This window comes from Massilia sp. MP_M2 (assembly GCF_039123635.1).
GTDB lineage: Bacteria > Pseudomonadota > Gammaproteobacteria > Burkholderiales > Burkholderiaceae_D > Telluria.
Genome location: NZ_JBCHJF010000002.1, coordinates 353,345 through 372,532, shown reverse-complemented (window position 1 = coordinate 372,532; position 19,188 = coordinate 353,345). Strand labels below are relative to the sequence as shown.

The 19,188-nt window shown below is 63.7% G+C and carries 15 protein-coding genes; 1 reads left to right on the top strand and 14 read right to left on the bottom strand.

The annotated features are described in order from the left end of the window. The 8 genes from RCH14_RS06480 to rpsO all read right to left on the bottom strand — a co-directional run bounded on the left by RCH14_RS06480 (window position 1) and on the right by rpsO (window position 11,858). Complete coding sequence (locus RCH14_RS06480) at window positions 1-867, bottom strand: STAS domain-containing protein (RefSeq protein ID WP_343025328.1); 867 nt, start codon at window positions 865-867, stop codon at window positions 1-3. Between the two features lie 127 nt (window positions 868-994). Further along, window positions 995-4,171, bottom strand: a complete 3,177-nt coding sequence (locus RCH14_RS06475; protein ID WP_343025327.1) for a CusA/CzcA family heavy metal efflux RND transporter — start codon at window positions 4,169-4,171, stop codon at window positions 995-997. Then, entirely contained in the window at window positions 4,161-5,360 is a 1,200-nt protein-coding gene (locus RCH14_RS06470; RefSeq protein ID WP_343025326.1) for an efflux RND transporter periplasmic adaptor subunit, read from the bottom strand. The genes RCH14_RS06475 and RCH14_RS06470 overlap by 11 nt, the downstream gene beginning before the upstream one ends. After that, window positions 5,357-6,637 (bottom strand): TolC family protein, encoded by a 1,281-nt coding sequence (locus tag RCH14_RS06465; RefSeq protein WP_343025325.1) that lies wholly within the window; start codon window positions 6,635-6,637, stop codon window positions 5,357-5,359. Before RCH14_RS06465 ends, RCH14_RS06470 begins: the two co-directional genes overlap by 4 nt. 82 nt (window positions 6,638-6,719) lie before the next feature. Beyond that, window positions 6,720-7,079, bottom strand: a complete 360-nt coding sequence (locus RCH14_RS06460; protein WP_343025324.1) for a hypothetical protein — start codon at window positions 7,077-7,079, stop codon at window positions 6,720-6,722. Between the two features lie 105 nt (window positions 7,080-7,184). After that, the gene (locus RCH14_RS06455) at window positions 7,185-9,041 is read right to left on the bottom strand and encodes an ABC transporter ATP-binding protein/permease (RefSeq protein WP_343025323.1); all 1,857 of its coding nucleotides are present in this window, start codon (window positions 9,039-9,041) and stop codon (window positions 7,185-7,187) included. A gap of 266 nt (window positions 9,042-9,307) precedes the next feature. Further along, a complete protein-coding gene (pnp, locus tag RCH14_RS06450) occupies window positions 9,308-11,410 on the bottom strand; it encodes a polyribonucleotide nucleotidyltransferase (RefSeq protein WP_343025322.1) in 2,103 nt (700 codons plus the stop codon). Between the two features lie 178 nt (window positions 11,411-11,588). Continuing rightward, a complete protein-coding gene (gene rpsO, locus RCH14_RS06445) occupies window positions 11,589-11,858 on the bottom strand; it encodes a 30S ribosomal protein S15 (protein WP_183555352.1) in 270 nt (89 codons plus the stop codon). 163 nt (window positions 11,859-12,021) lie between these two features. Between rpsO and RCH14_RS06440 the strand changes: the two genes are divergently transcribed. Beyond that, window positions 12,022-12,513 carry a hypothetical protein gene (locus RCH14_RS06440; protein WP_343025321.1) on the top strand — a complete coding sequence of 164 codons (492 nt, stop codon included), beginning with the start codon at window positions 12,022-12,024 and terminating at the stop codon, window positions 12,511-12,513. A 20-nt stretch (window positions 12,514-12,533) separates the two neighbouring features. On the opposite strand, the gene RCH14_RS06435 is transcribed toward RCH14_RS06440, so the two are convergent. From RCH14_RS06435 to RCH14_RS06410, 6 genes are all read right to left on the bottom strand, one after another. Beyond that, entirely contained in the window at window positions 12,534-13,424 is an 891-nt protein-coding gene (locus RCH14_RS06435; RefSeq protein ID WP_343025320.1) for an alpha/beta hydrolase, read from the bottom strand. A 19-nt stretch (window positions 13,425-13,443) separates the two neighbouring features. Further along, window positions 13,444-14,310: a CDP-diacylglycerol--serine O-phosphatidyltransferase gene (pssA, locus tag RCH14_RS06430; protein ID WP_343025319.1), complete on the bottom strand. Its 867-nt coding sequence runs from the start codon at window positions 14,308-14,310 to the stop codon at window positions 13,444-13,446. Window positions 14,311-14,449: 139 nt separating this feature from the next. Then, complete coding sequence (locus RCH14_RS06425; protein WP_343025318.1) at window positions 14,450-15,220, bottom strand: SIMPL domain-containing protein; 771 nt, start codon at window positions 15,218-15,220, stop codon at window positions 14,450-14,452. Between the two features lie 276 nt (window positions 15,221-15,496). Further along, complete coding sequence (gene ilvC, locus RCH14_RS06420) at window positions 15,497-16,549, bottom strand: ketol-acid reductoisomerase (RefSeq protein ID WP_343025546.1); 1,053 nt, start codon at window positions 16,547-16,549, stop codon at window positions 15,497-15,499. A 12-nt stretch (window positions 16,550-16,561) separates the two neighbouring features. Continuing rightward, window positions 16,562-17,053 (bottom strand): acetolactate synthase small subunit, encoded by a 492-nt coding sequence (gene ilvN / locus RCH14_RS06415; RefSeq protein WP_183555358.1) that lies wholly within the window; start codon window positions 17,051-17,053, stop codon window positions 16,562-16,564. Further along, complete coding sequence (locus tag RCH14_RS06410; RefSeq protein ID WP_343025317.1) at window positions 17,054-18,781, bottom strand: acetolactate synthase 3 catalytic subunit; 1,728 nt, start codon at window positions 18,779-18,781, stop codon at window positions 17,054-17,056. Window positions 18,782-19,188 lie beyond the last annotated feature (407 nt).

Here is a 19,188-nt window from a genome sequence, read left to right as displayed (position 1 = left end):
TCAGGCTGCGTTCTTGATCATGATCGACGCGCCGGTGCGCTCGAGCGCGACCAGGAAGGCGTCGGCCAGCGTGGCCTTGGTGATCACGTCTTCCAGATTCACACCAAGGTGCACGATGGTTTGCGCGATCTGCGGCCGGATGCCGCTGATGATGCAGTCGGCGCCCATCAGGCGGGCCGCGGCGATCGTTTTCATCAGGTGCTGGGCAACGAGCGTGTCGACGGTCGGCACGCCGGTGATGTCGATGATGGCGATCATGGCACCGGTGTCGACGATCTTTTGCAGGATGTTTTCCATCACCACCTGGGTGCGCGCCGAATCGAGGGTACCGATCAGCGGCAGCGCCAGGATGCCGTTCCACAGCTTGACCACGGGCGTGGACAGCTCGAGCAGCTCCTGCTGCTGGCGCACGATGATCTGGTCCTTCGTTTTCTGGAACACTTCGATCGTAAACAGGCCCAGCTTGTCGATCAGTGTATTGACGGTCCAGGATGCAATGGCCAGGCCTTCGGCATCGGTATCGAACACCTCGCGCAGGCGCGCAAACAGCGGCTGCTTGAGCGAAAACACCAGCGTTGCCGTTTCGGCCGGGGTGGAGCCGGCCTTGGCGCGGGTGGCCGAGATTTCGCTGAGCAGGTCACGCACCTCGTCCCACGAACGGTGCTCGATATTATCGAGTTCACCGCTGCGGGTCGCGACAGCGAACGCCTTGAGCAGCTGCTGGCAATGCGCGCGCAACTGCTCGCGCGCCGCGCCGCTGCTGCGCACGGTGATCGACTCCAGCTGGGAGAGCCACTCTGCACCAATCCCCGACTCTTCTGCAAGAATCGCCTGGCTGATCCGGTCCGCGTAATCGTTCATGCTCATCTGTCGTATCCTCAAAAATAAGTGGCGCCGCACCACGTTCCGCTTGATTCGGTGGGATGTTGGCAAGGTGATGATGAATGTCCAACTATACCATTTTCAGTACTGACAATCGGCCTTGTTCTGTTGGCTAGAGGATATTTTTACCAGCCCCTCGCAAGCCCGCGCGATGCGTCCACTGATACAGCACGGGCAGCAATAACAGCGTCAGCACGGTCGACGACAAGACCCCACCGATGACCACCGTGGCGAGCGGGCGCTGGACCTCGGCGCCGGTGCCGGTTGCGAGAGCCATCGGCACGAAGCCGAGCGAGGCGACCAGCGCCGTCATCAGCACCGGTCGCAGGCGCGCCAGTGCGCCATGGCGCACTGCCTCGGGTAGTAACATCCCCTCTTCGCGCAGGCTGCGGATGAACGCAATCAGCACCAGGCCATTGAGCACCGCCACCCCCGACAACGCGATGAAGCCCACCGCCGCCGACATCGACAGCGGAATGCCGCGCGCCCACAGCGCGGCCACGCCGCCGGCCAGCGCAAACGGAATCCCGGTAAATACCAGCAGGCCGTCGCGCAGATTGTTGAAGACCAGGTACAGCAGCACGAACACCAGCAACAGCGAGGCCGGCACGATCAGGCGCAGGCGCTCGGCGGCAGTCGTCAGGTTTTCGAACTGGCCGCCCCAGGCCGTCCAGTAGCCGGGCGCAATGCGCACGTCCTCGGCGATGCGCGCCTGCGCCGCCGCGACGAACGAGCCGATGTCGCGCCCGCGCACGTTGGCGGTGATGACCACGCGGCGCTTGCCTTCTTCGCGACTCAACTGGTTCGGGCCGGGCGCGACGTCGAAGGTGGCGATTTCGCCCAGCGTGATGAAGCTGCGTGCCCCCTCGCTCGTGGCGGGCAACGCCACCGGCAGCCGACGCAGCGCATCGATGTCGGCGCGCATCTCTTCCGGCAGGCGCACGACGATGTCGAAGCGGCGGTCACCCTCGAACAGCGTGCCGGCCACGCGCCCGGCAGTGGCAGTCGCGATCATTTCCTGCACGTCGCCGATGTTCAGGCCCATGCGCGCGGCGCGCTCGCGGTCGACCCGGATCTGCAGGATCGGCAGGCCGGACGTGGCCTCGACCTGCACCTCGGCCGCGCCGGGTACCGAGCGCAGGCTGGCCGCGATCTGGCCGGCGGTCGCTTCCAGCACGCCCAGGTCGTCGCCGAACAGCTTGACGGCGACGTCGCTGCGCACGCCCGAGATCAGTTCGTTGACGCGCAGCTGGATCGGCTGGCTGAATTCGTAGCTGTTGCCGGGCAGGCGTTCGAGCGCCGTGCGGATCGCGCTTTGCACGGCGGCGCGCGAGCGTTTCGGCTTGGGCCACGCGGACTCGGGCTTGAAGATGATGTAACTGTCGGCCACGCTGGGCGGCATCGGGTCGGATGCGATTTCGGCCGTGCCGATGCGGGCGAACACGCGCGCGATCTCGGGCACCTCGCGCATCAGCGTCGTCTCGATCTGCTGCTGCATCTTGACCGACTGGGTCAGGCTCGTGCCCGGCACACGCACCGTCAGCACCGCCATATCGCCCTCGTCGAGATTCGGCGCGAACTCCAGGCCCAGGCGCGTGGCCATCAGCACCGCCAGAGCGATCACCAGGCCGGCAAACACCAGCACCACGGCGCGGTTGGCCAGCGCGTAGTCGAGCGCCGGTGCATACCAGCGGTGCGCGGCCAGCATGACGCGGCTGTCCTTTTCATCGACCTTGCGACCGATGAACAGCGCCACGGCGGCCGGCACGAACGTCACCGACAGGATCATTGCGCCCAGCAGCGCGAACACCACCGTGAACGCCATCGGATGAAACATCTTGCCCTCGATGCCGGTGAGCGCGAAGATGGGCAGGTAGACGATCATGATGATCAACTGGCCATAGATCAGGGGCCGCCTGGCTTCGCGCGCGGCGGCGAAGACTTCGGCAAAGCGCTCTTCGCGGCTCAAGAGACGCCCGAGCCGGTGCTGCGCGCCGGCCAGCCGGCGCACGCAATTTTCGACGATGACGACGGCGCCGTCGACGATGATGCCAAAGTCCAGCGCACCGAGGCTGAGCAGGTTGGCGCTGACGCCGCCGGCCACCATGCCCGAGAACGTAAACAGCATTGCCAGCGGAATCACCAGTGCAGTCAGCAGCGCCGCGCGCAGATTCCCAAGAAAGAAAAACAGCACGGCGATGACGAGGATGGCGCCTTCGATGAGGTTCTTGCGCACGGTCGCAATCGCCTTCTCGACCAGCACCGTGCGGTCGTAGACGGTGACCGCCTTGACGCCCTTGGGCAGGCTACGATTGATCTCGAGCATGCGCTCGTCGACCGCCTGCGCCACCTTGCGGCTGTTCTCGCCAATCAGCATGACCACGGTGCCCAGCACCACTTCGACGCCGTTCTCGGTGGCAGCGCCAGTGCGCAGCTCGCGCCCGATGCCCACTTCGGCGACGTCGCGCACGCGCACCGGAATGCCGTTGACGCTGGTGACGACGATATTGCCAATGTCGTCCATCGACGCAGCCTGGCCCGGCGCGCGCACCAGGTACTGCTCGCCCTCGCGCTCGATGTAGCCGGCGCCGACATTGCTGTTGTTGCGCTCGAGCGCGCGCACGATGTCGGCCAGTTCCAGCCCGTACGACGACAGCGTGGCCGTGTTCGGGGCCACCAGGTATTCCTTGTCGAAGCCACCGATCGAGTTGATCTCGGTGACACCCGGCACCGAGCGCAGTTGCGGCTTGATGATCCAGTCCTGGATCTCGCGCAGGTCGGTCGGTGTGTAGGGCGTGCCATCGGGCTTCTTCGCACCGGGCTCGCTCTCGACGGTCCACTGATAGATTTCACTCAGGCCCGTGGCGATCGGGCCCAGCGCCGGCACCACGCCGGCCGGCAGGTGTTCGCGTGCATCCTGCAGGCGCTGGCTCACGAGCTGGCGCGCGAAGTGGATGTCGGTGCCCTCGTCGAACACCACCGTCACCTGCGACAGGCCATAGCGCGACAGCGAGCGGTAGGTTTCCAGGTCCGGCAGGCCGGCCAGCACCGCCTCGACCGGGTAAGTGATGCGCTGCTCGACCTCGAGCGGCGAGTAGCCCGGCACGGCCGTGTTGATCTGCACCTGGACGTTGGTCACGTCAGGCACGGCGTCGATCGGCAAACGGCCATAGTTGTAGATACCGATGGCGGCCATCGCCAGCACGGCCAATAGCACGAGCCAGCGCCGTTCGATACTGAGCGTAATGAGACGGTCGAACCAGGTGGAGGCTTGCAGGTCAGTGTGCATGGGTGGCCTCGCCTTTGCCCTGTTCGGCCTTGATCGTGAAGCTGCCGCCGGCGGCATAGGTCTCGCCCGGATTCAGGCCGGCCGTGATCTCGATGAAGCGCCCATCTGCGCGCCCGGTGCTGACCGGCTGCGCGATGAAACCTTCCTTGACGCGCTTGTAGACCACCTGACGCGTCTCGACCGTCTGGATCGCTTCGCGCGCGACGGCCACCGGCACGTCGCTCGAGCCGGTGACGATGTCGACGTTCACGGCCAGGCCGGGCCGCCAGGCGGCGCCCGGGTTGGCCAGCACCACGCGGGCCTTGGCCGAACGCGACGCCTCGCCCACCAGCGAACTGACAAAACTCACCTTGCCAGGCGCTGTCGTGCTTGATGCAATCGAACGGATCACGGCGGTCGTGCCGACCCGCACGATGTCCAGGTCGCGCGCCGGCACCACCACGTCGGCCCACACGGTCGACAAATCAGTCAGCGTGAACACGCGCGTATCGGCGCCCACCACTTCGCCCAGCGTGATGTGCTTTTCGACGATGATGCCGTCAAACGGCGCGCGGATCGCGAGCAGGTTCGAGCCGCCAGCACCGCCTGCGCCAAGTGCCTGCAATTGCTGGCGCACGGTGTCGCGCGCAACTTCGGCCTCGATCAGTTCCTGCTCGGCTTTCAGCAGATCTTGTCGCGCCGTGATCTTTTCTTCCCACAGCGTGCGCTCGGTCGCAACAATCCTGCGCGCATAGTCGACCCGCTTCTGCGCCGCCGTCAGCGCGCCGCGCTGGCCGGCGATGTCGGCGCTGGCAATGCTGGCCAGTACCTGGTTCTTGCGTACCTGCTGGCCCAGGTCGGCGCTGACGTCGCGCACCGAACCGGCCGCGCGCGGCGTCACGTGGGCGGTGCGGTCTTCGTTCAGCGCGATCTGGCCCGGCATGCGAATGAAGGTGTCCAGATGCTTCGGACCGGCCGAAGCGAGCGTGATGCCGGCCACCGTGATCTGGTTGGGTGTGAAGTGGATGACGCCGTCGTCAGCGTGCGCTGCGTCTTTTGCTTCAGCCTGTTCGGCCCGTTCGGCCTGTTCGTCATGTTCGCCGTGCTCGTCTCCTGCCGGCTGCGCGCGGTCGCGCAGCAGAACGAAGGCGGCCAGCGCCAGCGCGATGGCCAGCATGATGACGATGATGCGGGTTTGCTGTTTGTTCATGGGTTCTCCTGCACGGCTGCTTGTCCCAGCAGGCGTGCGATATCGGCCTGCGCGCGATGGCTCTCGGCGACGGCATTGAGGTATTGGTAAGTGGATTGGGCCAGCACGCGCTGGGCGTCGAGCACGTCGATCAGTCCGAACTTGCCAAGCGCGAAGCCACGGCTGGCGGCGCGCTGCGCGTCCTGCGCGCCGGGCAGGACGTCGGCGGCGATCAGCGCGCATTCGGCCAGCGCGGTGCCAAGGCGCGCATGGGCCTGACCCAGTTCGGCGCGCAACCGGGCGCCCTGTGCAGCCTGTTCATCCTGCGCCTTGTCAACGCGGCGCAGCGCTTCGAGGACCGCGCCGTGGTTGCGGTCGAACAGCGGCAGCGGCACCGACAGACCCAGTACCGTTCTGTTGCGGGCGTCTTGCCCTTCACGCTGGGCGCCGACGATCACGTTGACGTCCGGCGTGCGGCGCGCCTGTTCAAGCCTGGCCAGCGCCTGCCGGTGCTTGAGGTTCGCGCCGGCCTGGCGCATGCCGGGCGCGGCGTCCAGTTGCGCCAGCAACCGCTCCAGCGGCGGCAGCGTGGGCAGCGTGACGGCGTCCGGTTCGACGACCACGAGCCCGCGCGCCTCGCCGGCCCACAACGCAGCGAGCTGGAACCGCGCCGTTTCCAGCGCGCGCCCCGCCTGCAGCGCCTCGATGCGCGCGCTGCCCTGCGCCACGCGGGCGCGGGTTTGCTCGACGGGCGACAAGGTGCCGGCGTCGACCCGCTTGCCGGCAGCCTCCAGTGCCCGGCCTGCAAGGCCGACCAGTTCCTGCGCCATGCGTTCACGCGCCAGCGCAGCCACGACCTCGTAAAACGCGGCAATCACATCGGCGCGCACGCGCGCCTGCTCGGCGTTCAGCGCCAGCGCCGCCAGTTGGCCTTCCTGGCGCGCCACATCGATGCGCGCGGCGCGCTTGCCGCCCAGTTCGACCGGAATGGTCAACAGCGCCGTGAGCGTGCGGTTGTCGCTGCGCTCGCCTTCGCGCAGCAGTTCGAGTTCGGGATTGGGGCGCGCCCCGGCCTGGGCCAGCGCGCCCTGTTGCGCGGCAACTTCATTACCAGCAGCGCGTAGCGTCGGGTTGAAACGCAGCGCCAGCGCGATGGCCGCGTCGAGTGTCAAGGGTTGCAGGGGGGCGGCCACGGCGGCGGCCATGGGCGCCGCCTGGGCGGCCAGCGGCAGGCCAGCGTTTGCCAGCGCGCACGCAAGGGCAAACGCCGCCAGCGGCGGTGTTAAACGGTGTTTCATGATGGTGCTCCGAACGGGTGAATGTCCGGCGAAGGCAATCGGGCGGCCGCGCGTGGCGGGCCAACGATGGATGTTCGCCGCGCTAGATGCGCAGCAGGCGGTCGGGTGGCGGGATCAGGTCGGGCACGTGCGAGACGTAGCGCCGTGTTTCGCCGCGCAGATGCGGCGCCCCCTTGGGCAGGGGCAGATTGGGTTGCGACGACAGCACCGCGCTGGCCGACAGATGGTGGCAGGCGTCGCAGTCGCTGCACGGGTCGGCGGGGCTGGCATCGTCCTGGTTTGCGGCTGTGGACGACGACGAGGTCGACGACGGCGCATGCTTGTGGGTGTGGTGGCCCGGGTGCATGGTCTTTTCATTGTGCGTGCAATAGGCAGCACCCGCCGCCCAGGCGGCCTGGAAAGGCATGGCAAACAGCAGCAGGATGAGGAAAAGACGGCGCATCGGATCGGTCGTTATCGAACGGCGCGCGACCGGATGATCGGCGCGCCATATCCCATTAAATACCCTGTAGCTGCTGGAGGGTCAAGCAATATCGTCGTACCACGATTAATCGACCAGGACGCTGGTACGGGAATGCGGGACAGACTGCGCTTCCTGGACGCTGCTACGCGCAGGCGCCGACACATCGAACTGATAGTCGGCCGCCGGATGCACTTCCCAGCCGCCGTCGCCCGTCAGCCACAATACGTGGGTATGGTGGCGCAGCACGCCGGCGCGGTGCGCGACGCTGACCAGCGTCGTGCCCTTGTCGCGCAGGCGCTTGTACAGCGACGATTCATTGGCACTATCGAGCGCGCTGGTGGCTTCGTCCAGGATCACGATGGCTGGCTCGTGCACCAGCACGCGACCAAATGCCAGGCGCTGCTGCTCGCCGATCGACAGCAGCTTTTCCCAGTCGAGGGTGGCGTCCAGGCCCCCGACGCGCCCTGCCAGATACGGCAGGTGCACTTGCTCCAGAATGTCGATCAACTGCGCGTCGCTCAGCGAGGTGTGGGTGCTTGGATAGATCAGCTGGCTGCGCAGGGTGCCCGGCTGCAGATACGGCTGCTGCGGCAGGAAGAAGAAATCCTCGCGCGGCGGGTGGTGGATCACCCCGCTGCCCTTGTGCCAGAGCCCGGCAATGGCGCGCAGCAGCGAGCTCTTGCCGCAGCCGCTGTCGCCATTGATCAGCAATGCGTCGCCCGGCTTCAGGGACAGCGTCAACTCCTTGATCAGCACGCGATCGGACTGCGGCGGACACAAGGTCAGTGACTCGAGTGCGAGATGGTCGCCAGGCGTGCGTGTGATGCGCGCCTGCGTGTCGCACGGATTGCCGGCCGGCGGCTCGGGCATCACATGCATGGACAAGGTCTGCAAGCGGCCAATGCCGGCGACGAAACGGCTCAGGCTTTCGAAGTTGTCGACGATGACGCCCACCGCCGCCAGCACCGCCGTGAAGGCGCCGGCCGCCTGCACCGCACGCCCAACTTCAAGCTCGCCCGACAGCACGGCATCGGCCAGGATCACGAACGGCAGCACCAGCGTGAGCTGGCTGAACGTACGCTGGAACAGGTTGAGCGCGCGCTGCTTCTTGATCAGGCGCGAAAAATTATGGATGACCTTGTTGAACTTGCTGTCGATGTGCGCGCGCTCCTGCGCCTCGCCGCCATAGAAGGCAATCGACTCGGCATTCTCGCGCAGCCGGATCAGGCTGAAACGAAAATCGGCTTCGCGCCGCAACTGCCAGAAGTTCAGGTGGATCAGCGGATTGCCAAAGACCACCAGTGCGATGATCGTGCCCAACAGCGCGTAAGCCACCAGGACGCCAACGAGCACGTGCGAGATCGACCACAGCACGGCGCTGAAGGCCACCAGCTGCATCAGCGAACCCAGGAAGATCAGCATGAAGTGGACGGAGCGGCCCGTGAAGGTGTTCACATCCTCGCAGATGCGCTGGTCGGGGTTGTCGATCTCCTGGTTCGAGCCCAGCTCGTAGTATTTGCGGCCGCCCACGTAACCATCGAGAAAACGCCGCGTCAGCCAGCGCCGCCACTTGTTGGCGAACAGGTCGCGCATATAGTAATAGAACGCGTAGATCGGTACGGCGAATGCCAGCACGATCAGGCATGCCTGCACCGCGCCCCAGAAACGGTCACGGTCCTTGCCGGCCAGCGCCGACGTCAGCTCGCCGGCCTGGTCGTTGAGCATCACGGCGAGCTTGGTTTCCACCAGCATCAGCACGATCAACAGTGCCATCAGCAGCCATGCCCGCTTGCGCTCATCGCCCAGCCAGTACGGCTTGGCGACGCTGACGAACTGTTTCCATGCCGCCACCGACAAGGGCGGGCCTCTGCGCTTTTTCTTCGTGTTGCCAGGAATGTCGCGGGTCATTCCGTCGTCGTGCGTCTGTTTCTGGGCCGTCATGATTCTGCAATGCCTGTTCCCGGGGCGTCCGACCGCGGCGGCTCGTCCGGTATTACGATAATTCTTGCAGACATGGCAGGTTAGGTGCCCATGTCTGCAGGCCCGTGAACTGTATTTACCCAATTCACGCGCCCAGCATACGGTTGCGTGTAAAACTATTCAGTGCGGAAACAGACATAATCATGCAATAAAAAAACCGCCAGGCTCACGCTCTGGCGGTTTTTAAGAGCGGAAGCGGCGAGCCGCTTCCGTTGCCTGCAGCGTGATTACACCGCTGCGCCTTCAACCGGATCAGCCGCCTTCATCGACAGCTTCAGACGGCCGCGCTCGTCGGTCTCGAGGACCTTGACGCGCACTTGCTGGCCTTCTTTCAGGTAATCGGCAACGGCGTTGACACGCTCGTTGGCGATCTGCGAGATGTGCAGCAGGCCATCCTTGCCTGGCATGACTTGCACGATCGCGCCGAAGTCCAGCAGTTTCAGCACGGTGCCGTCGTAGGTCTTGCCCACTTCGACCGATGCGGTCAGCTCTTCGATGCGGCGCTTGGCTTCCTGGCCGGCGGCAGCGTCGACCGACGCGATCGTGACCACGCCTTCGTCGCTGATGTCGATCTGGGTGCCGGTCTCTTCGGTCAGTGCGCGGATGACAGCGCCGCCCTTGCCGATGACGTCACGGATCTTCTCTGGATTGATGCGGATGGTGATCAGGCGTGGTGCGAAGTCCGACAGTTCGGTCTTCACGGTTGGCATGGCCTTCTGCATTTCGCCCAGGATATGGTGACGGCCTTCTTTGGCTTGCGCCAGTGCCACCTGCATGATTTCCTTGGTGATGCCCTGGATCTTGATGTCCATCTGCAGCGCGGTGATGCCTGCTGCGGTACCGGCCACCTTGAAGTCCATGTCGCCCAGGTGATCTTCATCGCCCAGGATGTCCGACAGCACGGCGAATTTGCCGCCTTCCTTGATCAGGCCCATGGCGATACCGGCCACGTGCGATTTCATCGGCACACCAGCGTCCATCAGTGCCAGGCAGCCGCCGCAGACCGAGGCCATCGACGACGAACCGTTCGACTCGGTGATTTCCGAGACCAGGCGCACCGAGTAGCTGAAGTCTTCCGGATCCGGCAGCGCAGCGATCAGCGCGCGCTTGGCCAGACGGCCGTGGCCGACTTCGCGGCGCTTCGGCGTACCGACGCGGCCGGTTTCGCCGGTGGCGAACGGAGGCATGTTGTAGTGCATCATGAACGAATCGGTGTACTCGCCCATCAGCGCGTCGATCTTCTGGCTGTCGCGGGCGGTGCCCAGCGTGGCAACGACCAGCGCCTGCGTTTCACCGCGGGTGAACAGGGCCGAACCGTGGGTGCGTGGCAGCACGCTCGAACGGATCGAGATCGGACGCACGGTGCGGGTGTCGCGACCGTCGATGCGTGGCTCGCCTTCCAGGATCTGCGAACGCACGACCTTGGCTTCCATGTCGAACAGGATGTTGCCGACGTCGCCCGAGTCAAAGGTCACGCCAGCGGCATTCAGCTCAGCGATGACTTCCGACGACAGCGACTTCAGCTTTTGCTGGCGCGCCGATTTTTCGCGGGTCTGGTATGCATCGCGCACTTTCGCGCCAGCCAGTTCGCCGATACGGGCGATCAGTTCTTCGTTCTTTGGCGCCGGCGCCCATTCGACTTCCGGCTTGCCGCCTTCGGCGACCAGGTCGTGGATCGCATCGATCACGACTTTCATCTGGTCATGACCGAACACGACGGCGCCCAGCATGATTTCTTCAGACAATTGCTTGGCTTCGGATTCGACCATCAGGACGGCGGTTTCGGTACCGGCCACGACCAGGTCCATCAGCGAAGTCTTCAGCTCGGTGGTGGTCGGGTTCAGGATGTACTGGCCATTTGCGTAGCCGACGCGCGCGGCGCCGATCGGGCCACTGAACGGGATGCCAGCGATGCACAGGGCGGCCGAAGCGCCGATCATCGCAGGGATGTCCGGATCGATTTCAGGGTTGACCGACAGCACGTGAATGATGACCTGGACTTCGTTCAGGTAGCCTTCCGGGAACAGCGGACGGATTGGACGGTCGATCAGGCGCGAGGTGAGCGTTTCTTTCTCGGAAGGACGGCCTTCGCGCTTGAAGAAACCGCCCGGGATTTTACCCGCAGCATACGTTTTCTCGAGGTAGTCGACGGTCAGCGGGAAGAAGTCCTGGCCTGGCTTGGCATCCTTGCGTGCGACCACGGTTGCCAGCACGACGGTATCTTCAACCGACACCACGACGGCGCCGCTTGCCTGGCGCGCGATTTCGCCCGTTTCCAGGGTGACAGTGTGTTGACCGTACTGGAAGGTTTTCGTAACTTTGTTAAACATGGGGTATCCCTTTCATTTTGCCGACAGATTTTCAGGTGCTGTCGTTCACCTCTCACCACGGGCCGCTCAGGAGAGAAGCAGCCTTGCAACAACAAACAAACAGCTCAAAAACGAAAAATGCCCGCGACAGTGAACTGGCGCAGGCATCTTGAGACTTAAACCGTCTGGCGCAAACGAATTACTTACGCAGGCCCAGTTTGGCGATCAGGTCGCGGTAACGGTTCAGATCTTTGTTCTTCAGGTACGACAGCAGGCTCTTACGACGGTTGACCATCATGATCAGACCACGACGCGAGTGGTGATCTTTCTGGTGGGCCTTGAAGTGGCCGTTCAGGTCGTTGATGCGTGCGGTCAGCAGTGCAACTTGCACTTCCGGCGAACCGGTGTCTTTTTCGCCACGTGCGTTGTCCGCGATAATCGCGGCTTTGTTCAGAGTTTCTACGGTCATGATGTTACCTTTCACATGCGGTGCAAGAGTCGCAACCCAGCGCACCGTGATTGATTAGATGCCTGCCCGGATTCGGACAGACCGGCAAGTATAGTGCAAAACGCGGGTAGCCACCAGCGTTTGCCCGCCCTGCCGCCATGTAAAGGAAAAAATAATGCACCCGATGATGAAAATAACAACGCTGGCCGCCACGCTGCTGCTGGCGGCGTGCGCCACGCGCCCTGCCCCGCTGCCGGGCGAAACGGCCGATGTGGTCCAGGCCAAGCTCGGCAAGCCGACGTCTATCTACGTCGATGCCGACGGCGCGGCGCGCTCGCTCGAATACGCGACGGGGCCGATGGGCCAGTACACATGGATGGCACGCCTTGGCCCCGATGGCCGCTTGACCGCCTACGAGCAGGTACTGACCGGCGAAAAATTTGCCACGCTCAAGATCGACCAGGCGACCAAGGAGCAGGTCTTGCGCACGATCGGGCGCCCTGCCGAACGCTCGCGCGTGGCGATGCAGAACTACGAGGTCTGGTCGTACCGCTACAAGGAAGCCGGCGTCTGGAACTCGCTGATGCACGTGCATTTCGACGAGGGGGGCGTCGTACGCCAGATGATGAACGGGCCGGACCCGATGTACGAGCCAAGGGACCGCAGCTCCTGGTAGGGGCTGCGGTGTAAGTTGGCTTAGCGCGCCTGCGGCAGCTTGCGCCCGCCGTCGCTGTGCACGAAGTCTTCGATCGCGTCGAGCGACGGCGCCAGGCGGCGCAGCGAGCTCGATAGCGTCGCGAGCAGCGTGACATGGTTCACGCCCGTAAAGCTCACCTCGCGCACCGGCACGCCTGTCGCGCGCAGCCGGTCAGCCAGCGCGCCGGTGTTGCGCTCCGGGTCGACCGTCGCATCGTTGCGCGCCGCGATCAGGAGCGCCGGCGGCGCATTGATCGTCACGTGGTTGATCGGCTGCGAATCGCGCGGCGTATCCGGATACAGGAACACCGGGCGCGTCGTTAGATTCTCAATCGGCAGGAAGTTGTACGGGCCGGCCATGCCGATCCAGCCGCGCAGGATGCTCGGGGCCGTGCCCTGCGCCCGAAGCCAGCGCGGGTCGAGCGCCAGCATCGCCGCGTTGTAGGCGCCGGCGCTGTGGCCCATCGCATAGATTCGCTTCGGATCGCCACCATACGCCTTGATCCGGCGCGAGGTCCAGGCCAGCGCTTCTGCGCTGTCGGTCAGAAAGTCCGGGTAGCGCACCTGCGGATACAGACGGTAGTCGGGAATGACCACCACGAAACCACGCGCCGCCAGCGCGCGGCCGACGAACGCATAGTCGCCCCGCTCGCCGTCGACCCAGTTGCCACCGTAATAGAACACGATGACGGGCGCAGGGCCGGTCCAGTTTTCAGGGCGGTAGATATCGAGCACGTGGCGTGGGTTGGTGCCGTAGGCGGCCGAGGCCACCGTGCGCGAGGCGCCGCTTGGCGAGACCGCGTTGACGAGCGACAGCGGCGAGCAGGCAGCAAGCAGCCCCGACAGGAGCAGGACGGCGGCGGCGCAGGCCGCGAAGTAAGGAATTCTCATGGTTGCGGGCGGCCGGGGGTCAGCGGTGAAGGTCGTCGTCGGCGTCGTCGAGCGGGATGATGCTGACCCGCTTGCCCTTGGCACGCTGCCACACATACACGGCGTAACCCGAGAGGCCGTAGATCACGAAGATCGGCCACAGCACCTTGGGGGGATCGATCGCCAGCAAGGCCAGCACCAGCGCAATCAGGAACACCGCGATGAACGGCACCGACTTGCGGAAGTTGATGTCCTTGAAACTGTAGAACGGCACGTTCGACACCATCGTCAGGCCGGCAAACACCGTGATGCACCACGACACCCAGTCGACCTTGCGCGCGCTGACGCTGATGTCCGGGTCGATCATCATCATGATGAAGCCGATCACGAGCGCCGCTGCGGCCGGGCTGGGCAAGCCCTGGAAGAAGCGCTTGTCAACGACTTCGATATTGGTGTTGAAACGCGCCAGGCGCAAGGCGGCGCAGGCGCAGTAGATGAAGGCGGCCAGCCAGCCCATCTTGCCCATGCCGCGCAGCGACCATTCATAGATCACGAGCGCGGGCGCGGCGCCGAACGACACCATGTCGGCCAGGCTGTCGTATTGGGCGCCGAATTCGGACTGGGTATTGGTCAGGCGCGCGATGCGCCCGTCCAAGCCATCGAGAATCATCGCGATGAACACGGCCCAGCAGGCCTGGTCGAAGCGCTGGTTCATCGCCATGACGATGGCGTAGAACCCGCAGAACAGCGCGGCGGTGGTAAAGGCGTTCGGCAGCAGGTAGATGCCGCGGCCCCGCTCACCGGCCGCGCGTGCTTGCGTACGGGTCCCGAAACGCTTTTTCAGGCGGGAGAATCGTGGACCTTTGGGCGGGGTCCCTGGTGTTCTTCTTCGTGGAAAAGTTGGCATAAGCAATCGTATTCAAGTGAGCCGCCGAGCGACTGTTCCCAGCCATTATAGAGGCGGGACCCGTGTTAGCGAAACACTACGCTAACCCGGTTGGCAATTGCATGGCGCTTACTTGAACACGACCGTGCCGGATGATGGCTTATTTGAACTTGACCTTGCCCACCAGGCGCATCTGCAGCGTGGTTTCGCCTGGTTCAAAGCTCGGTTCGGCCATGCCATCGTCCATCTCGCGCTTGGCACTCGAACGCATCATCATGGCGGGCGCCGCCTCGGCACCGCCCGCGTAATTGCCCGAGCCTTCGAAGTCGACCGTATCGAGCACGGCGTCGCCCGGCTGGCGGCCCATTGCTTTGGCGATCGAGACGATGCGCTCGTTCAGGTTCTGGTAGGTGGCGGCAATGCGCTGGTCGTCGAGGCGCTTTTCGGTCGCCGGGGTCAGGCCAAAGTTGATGTTATTGATCTGCAGAACCTTCTGCGCGGCGGCGGCCGTTTTGGGCAGCGCAGCCAGATTCGTGGTCTTGACTTCCAGGTACTGGCCGACGCGCCAGGCGATCGGCACCGGCTTGACCGGCGCGACCACGCGGCCAACCGGCTGTGGCTGCACTTCCGGATACACCGGGTACGTGTAGTAGCCCTGGGTTTTCAGTTCGGCCTTCGGATCGGCGCGGCGTACGATCTCGGTGCCCTCTTTCATCTTGCGATTGACGCGGTCGGCGGCGGCGTTCTTGTCCTTGTCGTGCTCTTCGACGGCGAAGGTGATCGTCGCTTCGTCATTGGCATGCCTGACTTCGCCAAAGGCCGGCACCACGACCATGGTGCCGGTCGTTGCAGCGGACGACGCGGTCTGCGCCTGGGCAGCGCTGAAGGCCAGCACGAGGGCGGCGGCGACGAGGGATTTGGTGAATGCCATTATTGTTCTCCTGTGAGTTGCGACGAATGTCTAACTTGGTTATACGATACCTTGCACAGGGAAAACATCGGTAATTTGTAATGGACAGTTGCAAATGAGTAGCTTTTGAAACGTGTTGGCAATCGTTAGATGAACGCGTGGACGGGAGACCCGTCCACCCTACGATGTGCGTGCGGCCGGATTCTCCATGCCACGCATACGTAGGGTGGACGGCTCTGCCGTCCACGCGTTGATTGCCAACGCCACACCACCGCACGCGATGGTCTGGCCGCAAACTTAGTTCTTCGACTGATCCACCAGCTTGTTCTTCGCGATCCACGGCATCATCGCGCGCAGCTTCGCGCCGACTTCTTCGATCGGGTGCTCGGCGGTCAGGCGACGGCGCGAGATCAGGGTTGGTGCGCCAGCCTTGTTTTCCAGGATGAAGCTCTTGGCGTATTCGCCGGTCTGGATGTCCTTCAGGCACTGGCGCATCGCGTTCTTGGTGTCTTCGGTCACGACGCGCGGGCCGGTGACGTATTCGCCGTACTCCGCGTTGTTCGAGATCGAGTAGTTCATGTTGGCGATGCCGCCTTCATAGATCAGATCGACGATCAGTTTCAGTTCGTGCAGGCACTCGAAGTACGCCATCTCCGGCGCGTAACCGGCTTCGGTCAGCGTCTCGAAGCCCGCCTTGATCAGTTCGACCGCGCCGCCGCACAGCACGGCCTGCTCGCCGAACAGGTCGGTCTCGGTTTCTTCGCGGAAGTTGGTCTCGATGATGCCGGCGCGGCCGCCGCCGTTGGCCATGGCGTACGACATGGCGATATCACGTGCGGCGCCCGATTTGTCCTGGTACACGGCGATCAGGTGCGGCACGCCGCCACCTTGCGTGTAGGTACCGCGCACTGTGTGGCCCGGCGCTTTTGGGGCGACCATGATCACGTCGAGGTCGGCGCGTGGGACAACCTGGCCATAGTGGACGTTGAAACCGTGAGCGAAGGCCAGCACCGCGCCCTGCTTCGCGTTCGGCTCGATGTTCTGCTTGTAGACTTCGGCGATGTTTTCGTCCGGCAGCAGGATCATGATGACGTCGGCGTTTTTCACGGCTTCATCGACTTCTGCCACTTTCAGGCCGGCTTGCTCGACCTTGCCCCACGAGGCGCCGCCGCGGCGCAGGCCGACGGTGACATTGACACCCGATTCGCTCAGGTTCTGCGCGTGCGCATGGCCTTGCGAGCCGTAACCGATGATGGCAACGTTCTTGCCCTTGATGAGGGAGAGGTCGCAGTCCTTGTCGTAGAAAACGTTCATTTTTTTTGTCCTGTTATTGAATTTGAATTGTGTGATGTTGAGCGTTGCTCAAACTTTCAGAATGCGTTCGCCGCGGCCGATGCCCGAGCCGCCGGTGCGCACGGTCTCGAGGATCGAGGCGCGGTCGATGGCGTCGATGAAGGCATCCAGTTTCGATTTGGCGCCGGTCAGCTCGATCGTGTAGGTCTTTTCGGTGACGTCGATGACGCGGCCACGGAAGATATCGGCGGTGCGCTTCATTTCTTCGCGCTCCTTGCCAACCGCGCGCACCTTGATCAGCATGAGCTCGCGCTCGATGTGCTGGCCTTCGGTCAGGTCAACCACCTTGACGACCTCGATCAGGCGGTTCAGGTGCTTCGTGATCTGCTCGATGATGTCGTCCGAGCCGGACGTCACGATCGTCATGCGTGACAGCGTCGCGTCTTCGGTCGGCGCCACGGTCAGCGTTTCGATGTTGTAGCCGCGCGCCGAGAACAGGCCGACCACGCGCGAGAGCGCACCGGCTTCGTTCTCCAGCAGGACAGAAATAATATGGCGCATTTACAGGTCCTCCGAGCCGAGCAGCATTTCGTTCAGGCCGCGGCCCGCCTTGACCATCGGCCACACGTTTTCACTCTGGTCGGTGATGAAGTTCATGAACACCAGGCGGTCTTTCATGGCGAACGCATCGCGCAGCGCGCCGTCGACATCGCCCGGCTTTTCGATTTTCATGCCAACGTGGCCATAGGCCTCGGCCAGCTTTTCGAAGTCGGGCAGCGAATCCATGTACGACTCGGAATAGCGCGAACCGTAGTCGATCTGCTGCCACTGACGGACCATGCCCAGGAAGCGGTTGTTCAGCAGGATGATCTTTGGCGTCAGGTGGTATTGCTTGCAGGTGGCAAGCTCCTGGATGCACATCTGGATCGAGCCTTCGCCGGTGACGCAGGCCACGGTGGCGTCCGGATTGGCCATCTGCACGCCCATCGCGAACGGCAGGCCCACGCCCATCGTGCCCAGGCCACCGGAATTGATCCAGCGGCGCGGCTTGTCGAACGGGTAGTACTGCGCGGCCCACATCTGGTGCTGGCCGACGTCGGACGTGATGAACGCGTCGCCACCGGTGACCTTGTGCAGTTGCTGGATCACGGCCTGCGGCTTGATCAGCGTGTCGGAGCTTGCATACGCGAGGCAGTCGCGGCCACGCCATTCGGCGATCTGCTTCCACCAGCTTTGCAGCGCAGGCGCATTGGCGTGACCATTACCAGCGTCGAGCTGCGAGAGCAGTTCGATCAGGACGTCCTTGACGTTGCCGACGATCGGGATATCGACCTTGACGCGCTTGGAAATCGACGATGGATCGATGTCGATATGGATGATCTTGCGCGGATGCGAGGCGAAATGCTTGGGGTTGCCGATTACGCGGTCGTCGAAGCGCGCGCCGATGGCGATCAAGACATCGCAGTGCTGCATGGCCATGTTCGCTTCGTAGGTGCCGTGCATGCCCAGCATGCCGACGAACTGCGGATCGGACGAACGCGACGCGCCCAGCCCCATCAGCGTGTTCGTGATCGGGAAGCCGGTCGTCTCGACCATGCGATTGAGCTCATTCGAGGCATTGGCCAGGATGACGCCGCCGCCCGCATAGATCATCGGCCGCTCGGCGTTCTGCAGCAGCGCGACCGCTTTGCGGATCTGGCCAACGTGGCCCTTGTCGACCGGACGGTACGAGCGCATCTCGATCTCGCGCGGGTACTCGAACAGGCATTTGTTGACCGTGATGTCCTTCGGGATATCGACCAGCACAGGACCGGGCCGGCCGGTGCGGGCGATGAAGAAGGCTTTCTTGATCGTCGAGGCCAGGTCGCGCACGTCCTTGACCAGGAAGTTGTGCTTGACCACCGGGCGGGTGATGCCGACCGTGTCGCATTCCTGGAATGCATCCTGGCCGATCGCGTGGCTCGGGACCTGGCCCGAAATCACGACCATCGGAATCGAATCCATATAGGCGGTCGACAAGCCGGTGACGGCATTGGTGACGCCAGGGCCGGACGTGACGAGAGCGACGCCCACGGTGTTCGAGCTGCGCGAATAGGCGTCAGCAGCATGCACCGCAGCTTGTTCGTGGCGCACGAGAACGTGCTGGAATTTATCTTGCTGGAAGATCGCGTCGTAGATATAGAGGACAGCGCCGCCCGGATAACCGAAAACGTGCTTCACGCCCTCTTCTGCCAGACAACGGACAACAATTTCAGCGCCCGTGATGGGGACTGTTGGATCGAAACTCATAACCATTCCTTTCAAAACCCATAGGGTTGATTGATCGGATGCTCGTTCCTGGCGAAATGCGTGCTGCGCTTACAACCCTCAGGCTCCACTTCTTTCTGCGTGCACGTCGATGGTTCGGGTCGCCGTAGGGACCGTACGCATTGACGCTGGGCGCAACTCGTTAGGCTTGAGTGTTTGTAGCGGTTGGACGCATCTCTCGCGCTTGTGGCACGGGTCGGAGCAAACTGCCTACAAATGAAAGCGTGCCATGGCGGACGGGGCGTTGTGGGCGACTCCCGCATGACGTTGATGCTTTGAGGGTGCAAAGCGTGAGGAACACCATACCGCGCCGCACCATTCTGGTCAAGCTTTGTCTTTCGACAAGGCGCGGCCAATTGTCGACCGGATGGGTGCCACCACGCGCCTGC

What these genes read in the sequence shown, in the direction of transcription:
- RCH14_RS06480 (WP_343025328.1), bottom strand. Translation starts at nt 867, where the DNA reads ATGAGCATGAACGATTACGCGGACCGGATCAGCCAGGCGATTCTTGCA.
- RCH14_RS06475 (WP_343025327.1), bottom strand. Translation starts at nt 4,171, where the DNA reads ATGCACACTGACCTGCAAGCCTCCACCTGGTTCGACCGTCTCATTACG.
- RCH14_RS06470 (WP_343025326.1), bottom strand. Translation starts at nt 5,360, where the DNA reads ATGAACAAACAGCAAACCCGCATCATCGTCATCATGCTGGCCATCGCG.
- RCH14_RS06465 (WP_343025325.1), bottom strand. Translation starts at nt 6,637, where the DNA reads ATGAAACACCGTTTAACACCGCCGCTGGCGGCGTTTGCCCTTGCGTGC.
- RCH14_RS06460 (WP_343025324.1), bottom strand. Translation starts at nt 7,079, where the DNA reads ATGCGCCGTCTTTTCCTCATCCTGCTGCTGTTTGCCATGCCTTTCCAG.
- RCH14_RS06455 (WP_343025323.1), bottom strand. Translation starts at nt 9,041, where the DNA reads ATGACGGCCCAGAAACAGACGCACGACGACGGAATGACCCGCGACATT.
- pnp (WP_343025322.1), bottom strand. Translation starts at nt 11,410, where the DNA reads ATGTTTAACAAAGTTACGAAAACCTTCCAGTACGGTCAACACACTGTC.
- rpsO (WP_183555352.1), bottom strand. Translation starts at nt 11,858, where the DNA reads ATGACCGTAGAAACTCTGAACAAAGCCGCGATTATCGCGGACAACGCA.
- RCH14_RS06440 (WP_343025321.1), top strand. Translation starts at nt 12,022, where the DNA reads ATGATGAAAATAACAACGCTGGCCGCCACGCTGCTGCTGGCGGCGTGC.
- RCH14_RS06435 (WP_343025320.1), bottom strand. Translation starts at nt 13,424, where the DNA reads ATGAGAATTCCTTACTTCGCGGCCTGCGCCGCCGCCGTCCTGCTCCTG.
- pssA (WP_343025319.1), bottom strand. Translation starts at nt 14,310, where the DNA reads ATGCCAACTTTTCCACGAAGAAGAACACCAGGGACCCCGCCCAAAGGT.
- RCH14_RS06425 (WP_343025318.1), bottom strand. Translation starts at nt 15,220, where the DNA reads ATGGCATTCACCAAATCCCTCGTCGCCGCCGCCCTCGTGCTGGCCTTC.
- ilvN (WP_183555358.1), bottom strand. Translation starts at nt 17,053, where the DNA reads ATGCGCCATATTATTTCTGTCCTGCTGGAGAACGAAGCCGGTGCGCTC.
- RCH14_RS06410 (WP_343025317.1), bottom strand. Translation starts at nt 18,781, where the DNA reads ATGAGTTTCGATCCAACAGTCCCCATCACGGGCGCTGAAATTGTTGTC.